The sequence below is a fragment of the Psittacicella hinzii genome, assembly GCF_003585885.1.
In the GTDB taxonomy this organism is placed as follows: Bacteria; Pseudomonadota; Gammaproteobacteria; order Enterobacterales; family Psittacicellaceae; genus Psittacicella.
On the sequence record NZ_NRHC01000077.1, the window covers coordinates 1 to 10,712 of the forward strand.

A 10,712-nucleotide genomic window follows, 5' to 3' on the forward strand; every position below is an offset into this window, starting at 1 on the left:
TGGTTTGTATTAATTACAAACAACACGTCCCTAGTTCCAGAACAAATTCGCTTAGTTTACACGTTAAAATCTAACGTTGAACGCACATTCCGTTCGACAAAAACAGGTATAGGCTACGAACGTCTGCTAGCAAGTAATGATAAAGTACTTGAAGGAAAAATGTTTTGTGGACTTGTTGCAGATTTCATATTTGAAATCATTGAGCGTATTGTCCCTAGAATTCCTAAGAAGTTTGAATCAGGTGATCCTGTTACAGTTTCTAACTTCGTTAAATACCTAGCTGGTATAAATGTCGACGATGTCATAAGCTCAAATGATGATCAATTTGCCTTAATAAAAGCCTTTTCTCGTGAAATTGATGCTGAATATGTAGCTCTTGAACTTTAACCGAATCGTTTATTTTTAGTCCTCGATAACCATACATTAAGTATGGTTATCGGGAATCCCTAGTTAATAAGAAGCTAAATTTTTTAAGCCAGAATTTGCTAAAGTTTTACTTGTGTCACTAGTTTTTATAATTCACGGCTTAATTTGTTTAACTAGTTTTTACAACTCACCGTTTAATTTGCTCGCTAAGTTTTAAATTGCCATTAATTTAAAATTTTTTTCCACAATTAGTGGCATTTTACCTTCAAATTTAACTAACATTTGTAAGCTTTATAATAACTATTAACTGACAAATGTAAGTATTGCTAAGAAAATGTAAAATTTTTTAAATTTTTAATTTTTGCTAAAATCGAACCTAAAACCAATAAGGGTTAAAATAAATAGTATTGATTTTTAAGTATAAAATCAAACAAATTCACCTAAAATACTTTAATCTAGTAGTTACTAAATTTAGTTTTCTTGAAAAAAATAATTTTTCACCTCTATACAAATTAATTTTTCTTTGCTACTATAGAATATATAAGGAAGCAAAATTAGCTTCTTTGAGAAAACAGAATTTCAAATTTTTGACTAACTTTATGGCTTTATAAGTTAGTTTTAAAACCATCTTCATATTGAAGACAAGCCAAATCAAACATAAGTAACCACTGTGGGAAGAGTATTCTTCCCCTTTTTTATGCACAAATTTTTTATTCTTCTTAAGTTGTTCTAGCTACTTTTTTACTGCGCTATCTCAACAGCTCCCAAATGTCGCACGTTGTTCTGTCCATCAAATTCTACTAGCTACCTTGTAAGGTACTTTCCTACTCTTGCTACAATCCTCTCACTTAATGTTTATCAACTTATTAGAGGATAATCACCAAATACTTGCAATAGTTAGTTTTTACTATTCCTCAAGAGCTCATCAAAACAACCTTCAACTCCACATAGTTTTTTAAGATTTTCTTGACAAACTCTTTGTATTTTTAGCTTTCAAACTAACAAATGATAATAATTTAGTAAAGAAAAACTATCAAATGAAAGTTTTTCTTTAGATTGACCTAGAAATTGTCTAGAAAATGTCTAGATTTTTACTTCATGCTTACCTTAAGCAGCTGTTAAGTTACTTTTGCCATAAGTAAATTTGCATAACTTAACTTTTACAAAGAGGCTTATTGCTTAAATTGAACAAAAACTTTAAGGATTTTCTCCGTTTTTTCTTGCCTTAAACTGTGACATAAGTCACAGTTTAAGCTAAATATAGTATAAATAAAGTTAATAAAGTTTATAATAGTTATTAGATTATTTCTAATATTAGGCTCTAATAAAACCTTTATTCTTACTTACTTTCCAAGGTAAAGATTCTTGTCAATCTTCAACTTGGACAACAGGAATTTTCTCTTATGCTAATAGGTGTTCGCAAAGAAAACCTCACTAATGAAAAACGTGTTGCTCTTTCGCCGACTGGAGTAGCTAGACTTTTAAAGTTAGGCTACCAAGTGGTGGTAGAAAATGGAGCAGGTGAGGCTTCAACTTATACAGATCAAATGTATCTTGATGCTGGTGCACAAGTTGCTGAACGCAATGAAGTTTACCAAGCTGATATGATCTTCTCAGTAAATCCTCCAAGTTTGGATGAAGTTGAACATTTTAAAGAAGGTTCAACTTTAGTTAGCTTTATTTACCCTGCACAAAATACGGCGTTAGTAGAAAGTTTCCAACAAAGAAATGTAACTCTACTCGCAATGGATATGGTGCCACGTATTTCTCGTGCTCAAGCTATGGATGCTTTATCGTCTCTAGCCAACATTGCTGGTTACCGTGCAGTAATTGAAGCTTCATCACAATTTGGTCGTTTCTTAAATGGACAAATTACCGCTGCAGGTAAAATTGCTCCTGCAAAAGTTTTAGTAATTGGTGCTGGGGTAGCTGGTTTAGCAGCTATAGGTACTGCTAAAAACTTAGGGGCAATTGTTAAAGCATTTGACGCTCGTCCAGAAGTAAAAGAACAAGTTGAATCTATGGGTGCGCAATTTTTAACTATTGGGCACATAGAGCAACAAAAAACTAATGATGGTTATACCCGTTCAACTTCAGAAGAGTTCAATAAAAAATCTGCAGAGCTTTATGCTGCGCAAGCTAAAGAAGTTGACATCATCATTACCACGGCAGCTATTCCTGGACGAAAAGCACCAGTGCTATTAACCAAAGAAATGGTTGATAGTATGAAACCGGGTTCAGTTATTATTGACCTTGCGGCTGCTACAGGTGGTAACTGTGAATATACACAAGCTGATGAAGTTGTTACTACTGAAAACGGCGTTAAAGTAATTGGTTACACCAATTACCAATCTATGTTAGGTAACCAAGCTTCTGAACTCTACAGTAATAACTTAGTTAACCTAGCTAGCTTAATAACTCCAGAGAAAAATGGCGAATTTGTCCTTGACCAAGAAGATGTAATTGTGCGTAACATGCTAGTTACTCTAAGCGATCCATCTGGTCAAGCTAGTCTACTTTACCCACCGCCACCAATTAGTGTTTCAGCAGCGAGCCCAACTCCAAAAAGCGAACCTAAGGCGGTAAAACCTAAAGTAGATGCAAAAACAATGGCAAAACGCCTAGTAATTCAAACCTCGGTTCTTGCTCTTGGTTTCTTAGTTTACATCTACTTAACCGCTAGTCTGCCACAAGCATTTGTTGCTGACTTAAATGTCTTTATGCTTGCGAGCGTATTAGGTTATTTTGTTATCTGGAATGTACACAGTGCATTACATACCCCTTTAATGTCTTTAACTAATGCTCTATCGGGAATTGTTGTAATTGGAGCTATTTACCAATTAAATGGTGCTGACTTTGGTGCCTTTGCTAAAGTTCTCGCACTAATTGGCGTATTCCTTGGTGGTTTAAACATCTTCGGTGGTTTTGCCGTAACTCATCGTATGCTGAGTATGTTTATTAAAAAAGATCAAGGTGGTAAAGATGACAAATAAAGCTCTTCTCTATACAATCGCAGGAGCGGCGTTGCTAATTGGCTTTTTAATGCCATTTAACGCAACTGCTATGTATGTAATCGCCGCTTTTTTAATTATTTTAAGTATTGTTCGTTTATCGCAACACAAAACGGCTTTCCTAGGTAACCTATTAGGTTCGGTAGGGATAGGGATGGTTGTTTTAACTGCTCTAGTTGAAACAGGCTGGAATGGTTGGTTAATTCCAATTCTTCTTTGCTTAGCTATTTCACTAGCTGTAGGTTATTGGCGCGCTAAAACCGTAGCTATGACTGAAATCCCGCAATTAGTTGCTATGCTAAACTCAATCTCTGGTTTAGTAGCGACAATTATCGCGGTTAATGCGTATAAAACTTTTGACTTTGACGTTACTTTAATTACGCGTCCTGAAGACATTTTTGTAATGCAAAATGTGCATTCAGTACTTGTAGTTTTAAGTATTGTAATCGGTTTATTTACCTTTGTTGGTTCAATGATTGCTTATGCAAAACTTTCAGGGGTAAAAGTATTCCGTGTTAAATTCAGTCGTCCGCATTTAGTAACTGCTATTCTGGTAGTTCTAATTTTATTCGTGGCAACTTGGTACATTAAGCTCAATAGCTTCTTCTTTATCTTCTTACTCTTACTTTTAACTACGATAATTTCTTACCATGTAGTAAGCTCAATTGGCGCTGCTGATATGCCGGTAGTAATTGCTTTACTTAACTCTTACTCTGGTTGGTCAACTTCAGCGACTGGTTTCTTACTAAATAGTAAAATCCTTATCATCACCGGTGCGTTAATTGGTGCTTCAGGTTCAATTCTTTCATACATTATGTGTAAAGCTATGAACCGTAGCCTGTTAAATGTACTTGCTGGTGACTTTACAAGCGTAGCAACAACTGAAGAGCCTGAAGGTACAGTTGTTGAATCTTCTCCAGAAGAAGTTGCAACTATGCTAGAGAACGCTAATAACATTATTATCGCTCCTGGTTATGGTATGGCGGTAGCGCAAGCACAATATCCTGTGTCAGAAATGGTAAATATGCTAAAAGCGCAAGGGAAAAACGTACGCTTTGCAATTCATCCAGTTGCAGGTCGTTTACCTGGACACATGAATGTTCTTCTAGCTGAAGCAAACGTTGATTATGATATCGTTCTTGGTATGGACGAAATTAACGATGACTTTAGTGACACCGATGTTGTACTTGTAATTGGCGCTAACGATACAGTTAACCCAGCGGCTGCTACAGATCCTAACTCACCAATTGCCGGCATGCCTGTATTAAAAGTTTGGGAAGCTGGTCACGTAGTGGTATTCAAACGTTCAATGGCTTCAGGTTACGCTGGTGTACCTAACCCATTATTCTATCGTGAAAACTCATCTATGTGCTTTGGTGACGCTAAAGCAACAATTCAAGCAATTAACTCTAGTATTAAAAATAACCTAGAAAAATAGCTTGAAGCATATCTCAAGACAAAGTAGAAGGAGCTAGCATAGCTAGCTCCTTCTTTCCATTTACTACTTATCTACCTTAGCGTCTTAGCTCTTTAGCACCTACTTTTTTCCTTAGCGCCTTAGCACTTTAGCGACTTATAGTTTTTTGCTTTAATTAGCCCCTTAGATCCAAATGGCACAGCGCTTAAGGTTTGCATTAGCAATATCTTGCTCTTAAGTAGGAAAGCATAAGCCTAAATTACGCACATAAAAAAGTAACCTTGGTAATCCCAAAGTTACTTCCACTCTAATATAATAATTTTTATCTTTTCAACTTAAAATTGCGAAATCTCTTTTCACTAATTTTATATACATTCAATTATAAACTATTGTTAGGTAAAAGATTTTCCTCTAAGAGTTTTTTCTCGCAAATAGAGTGAAATTCTTTCTTTTTGCGAATAATTAACACTTAGAAGCTGGTATAATTATTAAAGTATGAATACTTTAGCTACCGATAAAAAATTTCTAGAGAGCTTACAAAAACTTCCACCCAAATTTGTCCATTACATTCAAGAAGTTTTACAGCGCCAAGAATTAAAACAAGCTGGTAACCTCAATAGCCCTAAAGCTAATCAAGTTAGTTTAGTAAAACTTCTTAGTCAATATAGTATTACTAAAGTTAACCAACAACAAAAGATTTATCCAGCTTTAGTTTCTAGCTGGATGCAAAAAGCAGTTAAAGCCTCTTACCAAGTATATAACCATATTCTTGATATCTTTGCTTTTAGCTCTGCCTTTACTTTTCCGCAAATTGCTTTTGAACAAAGAAGAGTAAGAATTCTGGGATCATATTCACCTGGAATCCATACTGTTACTTATAGTCTGTTTGCGCTTTTAAGTGAAAAAGAAAAGTTTATTAATGAGATTATTCCGCATGAGTTTGCTCACGTAGTACTCTTTCATGCTTATCAACTTAAACTCATTAGCCGTAAAGAAGCTATGGGGCATGGGCATGCTTTTAAAGTGGTAGCTATGATTTTAGGATCAAGTGGCAACTCAACTTATTGCACTTTAAATGCCAAGCAAATTGAAGAAATGCTTCATAATGCTAGCCACGAAGAATATAAAGCTTTAACTAACTTAGCTCCTAAAAGACGCACCGAATACTTATACTCATGCGCTTGTCCAGAGCGCATCCATAGCCTTAAGGCTACGCGTCATAAACGCATGCAGTCTAAGCAAACAAATTACATTTGTACTACCTGTCGTAGTAGTTTAATCTTTACAGGGAATAGTCGCCAACCTAATCTCTTTGTAGACAAAAAATAATATGAGAACCAAATTAAATCCCCAACAAGAGAGCTTTGTCCTGTCTCCTCTTGAGAATGCTTTAGTCCTAGCCGGAGCTGGTACTGGTAAAACCTCTTCTTTTATTGCCAGAATTGCCCACCTTATTGTTAAAGGTGATATCGACCTCCATAGTTTCTTTGCGACTACCTTTACTAATACAGCCGCAAATGAAATGCGTAGCCGCTTACTAAGCCAGTTACGTGAGTTCGACCCTTACTTTACAGAAATGCAATTACGTCAATCGTATATTGGCACCTTCCACTCCTTATTTGGACGTATTTTAAGAAATAACATCGAGCGCTTAAATAACGATATTAGCCCGAACTTTACTAACTTAGAAGAAGCAACTGCTCGCGCTCGTATTCGTGAGTACTTAAAAAACTATAAGCTTGATGCTTACTTCAAAGCTAAAAACTTTAACGAGCGTAAACTATTAGATTTAATCAATATCTTACGTGAAAACTATCTCTTCGAAAATGAGATTAATCCACAGGATTATAGTAAGGCGATCAAACCATTTATCACGCAATTTTTAAGTGAAGAAGATGATGAAATAACTTCAACTAGCATTGATCTAGGCTATGAGGAGTTTAAAAAAGTTTACGACTATTATCAACAGTATAAAATCAACAATAACATGGTTGATTTTACTGATTACTTAGTAAAAACTTATAAACTTTTAAAAGAAAATCCTGATCTTCTTGAGCAATATCAACGTCGCTTTAATTACTTAATTGTTGATGAGTGTCAGGATATTAACACCATTCAATATAAGTTAATAGAGCTGTTACATAATCCTAACTTTAACCGCGTTGCCATGATTGGTGATGATGACCAATCAATTTATGGTTTCCGTGGTTCGCGTGTGGAACTGATTAACCAATTCCAAACTCAATTTCCTGCAGTAAAAACTTATAAACTTGAAGCTAACTATCGTAGTTCCAACAATATTCTTCAACTTGCTAACTTAATTATTAATAAGCATAAGCATGAGAATATTAAAGTTCTTTACGCCGCTAAAAAAGAAAGCACCAATACTCCAGTAAAATTCTTTTTTATGCAAGGCAGTAGCTCTAAATGGCAAGCTGAAGCGATCGCAGTTGATCTCTTACGCCACTTAGAATATAACGACAGTGCGATTATTGCTCGTAGCAATAACAGCTTAAAAAAGATTGAACAGGTTTTACTTAGCTACAACATTCCGTATGAGTTTAAAACTTCATTAGATTTCTTCTCACGTTTTGAAATTAAGCTAGTTTTAAATATTCTTCTCTTAGTTAACAATCCAACTGCTAACGAAGCCTTTATCTACCTTGTAGATAACCTTGTTGATAAAGTAGGTCCAACTGTTGTTAATAAAATTCGTGACATATCTTTAGCTAACAATAGCACTCCACTTTTCCAAACTGCTGATCTATTTATTAATAGCCTGTGGAAAAGTGAAGCTATGGCTAAGAAAAATCTGCAAGAGTTTATTAACCGCATTAAGAGCTTAACCTACACCGCTCTAACTGCTGATCTTGAAGATTTAATTAGAGAAATCTATCAAACCTTTGCCCTTGAAGACTGGTTAAAAGCTAAAAAAGATAACTATGAAGCTCGTGAAGAGAACTTAGACTCTCTTCTTACTTTGGCAAAAAACTTTGTCCCACAAATTTTTGAAGACCAAGAGACTGAAGAAACAGACTTAAATCACTTACGTCTGCTTCATAATAGCCAGTTAACTGATGCGCAAGTACGTAATCTGTACTCACAGCACAAGTTCTTACAACAGCACTACCTAGATCAAGCAAGTTTAAACGGCTTTACTCGCGAAGAGCAAGAAAAACAAGCGGTTACTTTAACTACAGTGCACCGCGCTAAAGGTCTTGAGTGGAAACATGTTTACATTCCTGACTTTACCAATGAAACCATGCCGAGCTCGCTGTCTACCTCTGAAGAAGAAATTGCTGAAGAGAGACGTATTTTTTACGTAGCAGTTACTCGTGCTAAAGAATACCTGTACCTCTTCCAACCACAATACCTTGAAAGCTTTAAAGGTTTTGAAGCAAGTGAAACTTCAATTTACGCAAATGATTTCTTAATAAAAGAAATGCAACCGCATCTAAACTTTTATATGCAAAGAAAAGACAATTTGCGTGCTTTTAATCTAATTGACTTCTCTCATGGTATTACTGATTTAATCCCAAAACCTTCAGATCAAGTGCCGTTTGATTTTAGTAACAGCAAGGTATCTTATAAGAGCTCTGGAGGCTTAGCAAGCAATACTAATATTAGTTTTGGAGCTAACCGTAATAGAACTCCTACTATTAGCAGTTACTCAAGTAGCCCAAAAGTTAATCCGCCAACAAGTTTTGCTTCAGGAGCAACAAATAAAGCAGGTTATAACCCTGAAAATAACGGACAAGCTCAAGATGCAACTAGCCAAGCGCTTACGCGCTTAGCAAGTCTTAGCGCCCTTGATCTTCCTGTGGTACGTAGTAATCTCTCTGCCTTTAGCCAACTGGTAAAAGCTTATGGACTTACTTATCCACAGCAAATCATGTTCTTCCAAGAAGCTGACTTAGAGTTACATCCACAACTCAAAGGTCTCACTGAACAATTTGCTAGAGAAGTAGCGCAAAGCCAAAATCTGAGTTTGGGTAACTTAATCTACGCTTGTAACTTTGCTAAGCTAGATAATGCCAATGATGTAATGCGCATTGCTAAGTTCTTTAAAACAGTAGATAAGCTAATTCGCTTTACTAGCAAGTTTACGACTGGGGTAGATTTTGCTCAAGCATTAGAAAAATACAATGTACCAACAGAATTAGCTATTTCTATCTACCAAGTATTTTCGCAAGAGAAAAATCAAGAGTTAGTCTTACAACTCATTGATGCCCAAGTAGCTATGCAAACACTCCAAGCAGAAGATACGGCGGTTGCTCTTAAACGTGCAAGCATTGGTATTGTTGATGAGTTAAAAAATCAGTTAAGACAAAAACGTAAACAATTACAAGCAGATAATCCTTTTGCCAACCTAGCCTCTGACAAAGAAGTTTTACCAGAGACTATTGCCGATTTTGACGCAGATATTTCTCTTCGTCAGCAAAATGATAATCTGTATGTGCAAAAGTTTCAGCGTCAAGAGATAGAAAGTGAAATCGATCGCCTCTTTAACAATCAGCCACCTACAGTAGCTGAAGTTGATCTAACTAATCTACAGTACTATCGTGTGGGTATTATTGGGCGCCATTCTTATCTCACCCAAGAAGAAGTACTTGCTGAGTTAAGACAACATAATATTAAACTTTGTGAACAAACTATTGAAGCTGATGTCGTTTTTGTCTTCCACTGTGAAAATAACTTTGAGCAAATGCTATACCAAGAGGTACAAAACCTCAATATCAGGGTTTTAAGCGAAAACGATTTTAATCAAATTTTTAATTAACTATGCAAAAAACAGTTCTAGTTACAGGTGGTCTAGGCTTTATTGGTTCCCATACAAGTGTTAGCCTAGTCCAACAAGGTTATCGTGTTGTAATGCTAGATAATCTTGCAAATAGTCGTTTAGAGTACTTTAAGCAAGTGCAAGCTCTGCTTACACCGACTGAACAAGCTAATCTAACTTTAGTAGTCGGTGACGTAACCTCTGCACGTGATCTTGACGCGCTTTTTCAGCAACACAAAATAGATCAAGTTATCCATTTTGCCGCTTTAAAAGCAGTTGGGGAAAGTGTGGCTCAACCTTTACGTTATACCCAAAATAACGTAGGTGGTTTAATAACTCTGCTAGCGCAAATGGCAAAACACCAAGTTAATGACATTATCTTTAGTTCAAGCGCTACTGTGTATGGACAAGCACCTTTACCTTTAGTTGAAAGTACACCAATTGGGCGTGCTTCAAATCCTTATGGACAAAGTAAAATCACTTGTGAGTTCTTAATTGAAGACGCGTGTGTTTCTACCCCATTAAGAGCGGTAAGCTTACGTTACTTTAATCCAGTTGGCGCGCATCCGTCTGGCTTAATTGGTGAAGAGTATAAAAAACCATTTAATATCTTCCCAGCTCTATATGATGTTTACCTTGGTAAACTACCTCATCTTTCGGTGTTTGGTACTGATTACCCAACTACAGATGGTACAGCAGAGCGTGACTATATCCATATTATGGATATAGTTGATGGGCATATTAAAGCTTTAACCTTCTTGGATCAAAATCCAACAGTTAAACACGAAGTGATTAACTTAGGTACTGGCAAGGCTTACTCGGTAAAAGAGATAGTAAATGAGTTTACTAAACACTCCGATCGTCCTATTCCAGTAGAGTATGCTCCGCGTCGTCCAGGTGATCTTGCAAGTGTTTACGCTAACACAGACAAAGCTCAACAACTGTTAAACTTTAAAGCACAATATACTTTGGCACAAATGTGTGCTGATGCTATTGCTTATTTAAAGCACAAAGTTGCTAAGGACAACTAAGCCCAGCCAACGACAGCTAAAGATAGCTAAGCATAGTCAACGACAGAAAGTTGATGATAGCTAATCACAGCTAGCGACAGCTAACAACAAATAATAATACTCCCCTA

6 protein-coding genes are annotated in these 10,712 nt (G+C 36.1%); all 6 read left to right on the plus strand.

What is annotated here, in order from left to right:
- The coding region (locus CKF54_RS08170; RefSeq protein WP_222987540.1) for a hypothetical protein at window positions 1–387 on the plus strand (387 nt) is incomplete at its 5' end.
- Between the two features lie 1,382 nt (window positions 388–1,769).
- A complete protein-coding gene (locus CKF54_RS06035) occupies window positions 1,770–3,359 on the plus strand; it encodes a Re/Si-specific NAD(P)(+) transhydrogenase subunit alpha (RefSeq protein WP_119525466.1) in 1,590 nt (529 codons plus the stop codon).
- The gene (locus tag CKF54_RS06040) at window positions 3,349–4,815 is read left to right on the plus strand and encodes an NAD(P)(+) transhydrogenase (Re/Si-specific) subunit beta (RefSeq protein WP_410454511.1); all 1,467 of its coding nucleotides are present in this window, start codon (window positions 3,349–3,351) and stop codon (window positions 4,813–4,815) included. Before CKF54_RS06035 ends, CKF54_RS06040 begins: the two co-directional genes overlap by 11 nt.
- 474 nt (window positions 4,816–5,289) lie before the next feature.
- Complete coding sequence (locus tag CKF54_RS06045; RefSeq protein WP_119525467.1) at window positions 5,290–6,123, plus strand: SprT-like domain-containing protein; 834 nt, start codon at window positions 5,290–5,292, stop codon at window positions 6,121–6,123.
- 1 nt (window position 6,124) lies between these two features.
- Window positions 6,125–9,574 (plus strand): ATP-dependent helicase, encoded by a 3,450-nt coding sequence (locus CKF54_RS06050; RefSeq protein ID WP_119525468.1) that lies wholly within the window; start codon window positions 6,125–6,127, stop codon window positions 9,572–9,574.
- A gap of 2 nt (window positions 9,575–9,576) precedes the next feature.
- A complete protein-coding gene (galE, locus tag CKF54_RS06055; RefSeq protein ID WP_119525469.1) occupies window positions 9,577–10,605 on the plus strand; it encodes a UDP-glucose 4-epimerase GalE in 1,029 nt (342 codons plus the stop codon).
- The last annotated feature ends 107 nt before the right edge of the window (window positions 10,606–10,712 follow it).

What these genes read in the sequence shown, in the direction of transcription:
- CKF54_RS06035 (WP_119525466.1), top strand. Translation starts at nt 1,770, where the DNA reads ATGCTAATAGGTGTTCGCAAAGAAAACCTCACTAATGAAAAACGTGTT.
- CKF54_RS06040 (WP_410454511.1), top strand. Translation starts at nt 3,349, where the DNA reads ATGACAAATAAAGCTCTTCTCTATACAATCGCAGGAGCGGCGTTGCTA.
- CKF54_RS06045 (WP_119525467.1), top strand. Translation starts at nt 5,290, where the DNA reads ATGAATACTTTAGCTACCGATAAAAAATTTCTAGAGAGCTTACAAAAA.
- CKF54_RS06050 (WP_119525468.1), top strand. Translation starts at nt 6,125, where the DNA reads ATGAGAACCAAATTAAATCCCCAACAAGAGAGCTTTGTCCTGTCTCCT.
- galE (WP_119525469.1), top strand. Translation starts at nt 9,577, where the DNA reads ATGCAAAAAACAGTTCTAGTTACAGGTGGTCTAGGCTTTATTGGTTCC.